1 protein-coding gene and 1 pseudogene are annotated in these 1,255 nt (G+C 59.2%); both read left to right on the forward strand.

The genetic code is table 11. The features are described from left to right. Window positions 1-292: pseudogene (locus HHA01_RS14810) on the forward strand (hypothetical protein); the annotation flags it as partial. A gap of 31 nt (window positions 293-323) precedes the next feature. Beyond that, window positions 324-1,255: hypothetical protein (locus HHA01_RS14665; RefSeq protein ID WP_141322056.1), on the forward strand; the 932-nt coding region annotated here is incomplete at its 3' end.

Raw genomic sequence — 1,255 nt, forward strand, 5'->3', positions numbered from 1 at the left:
AAAGGGCTATCAGGACCTGGTCCGCGCTGAAGATCATATGAACTTCTCATGGGGGGAGGTTGACGAGCTGGTTTTATGGAGAAAGCGCAACCTGATCGGCGCAAGAACCCACTTTTCGCATGATGATGGGCGTGCATATGATGCCTATATGACATTGTATTGCAGAAAAGGGGAGGTAGAAAAAGTATTGCGCACCATTAGGGAGGTCATTCCATCCGTGCCTTGCAATGAGCGTAAGTTGGAAGTCTTCGAAGGCGCTGCTTTTTTGCCCAAGGATCAAGAATCCCGATGACCCCCAAGCCAAGGAGCAGGACACCATCTCCATGGCGCTCCGCGTCGGCGAACATCTGACACGTGGCGCCAATGAGCTGTATAGCCTAAGTCCGCGGCCAGTTCCGCTAGGTCCTCAGGCCGGGGCCGGCGCGGATATTGGCCGGCTGATTTTTCGCCGCAACGAAGCGACCCTGGACCTGCAACATAACGTCAGCCGTAATGGCATGTTGGCCTGGGGGGGGGGCGCCTACGGAGCATTTCTGCTTTTTTCGATAGGCGGACTATGGCTGCCTGATCTCTGGATTCGTAGCACCGCGCCGGTACGCTTTCATCGCCAGCGCCGCGAGGTGGCCTTCGTGGTGGAGCACCCGGGTCGCAAGGTGTACTTGCCGTCCCCCAGCGCTCATCTGATGTATGGCTTCTGGTTTGCGTTGTTTTCTATCAGTGGCGGCTTCGTGGTGTTCAGCCTGGGCTTTTTGGGAGGGGAAGAAGAATTGTTGGGGGTTACGGGTATTGTCTGGATGGCGATCACGCACTTGGCTATCTCCCCCGCCCTGGCCATCGGCTATGTGCTTTTCTATCGTTGGGCTCGGCGCAAGGCGGGCTGGCGCAAGGAGACCGTTTTCGTGCCCTGGGAGGACGTGGTGGCGGTGGCCACGCGCAATATGGCGGTGACTGTCGGCGGCCCGGCGGGCATCGGCTGGGAGTTGCATATTCTGCCGCCGGACCCGGAGCGACCGGGCTATAGCCTGGCGGGGGCGGGGATTTCCGCCAATGTGACCAGCCTGCAGATGGCCTTGATGCAATGGGAGTTGATTCGCCGCTACATGGAGGAAGGCCCCGAGGCGGTGCCCGAGTCCGCCGACGACTACAGCGTGACCTGGTACAAGGAGGAGATGGCGCGCCAGAAAAAACGCTACGAGCGGGAAGGCAAGCCGTTCTGGCACTACCGACTGGGCCGTTGGATGGAGCTGGGTTACTT

It is taken from the genome of Halomonas halmophila, assembly GCF_006540005.1.
In the GTDB taxonomy this organism is placed as follows: domain Bacteria; phylum Pseudomonadota; class Gammaproteobacteria; order Pseudomonadales; family Halomonadaceae; genus Halomonas; species Halomonas halmophila.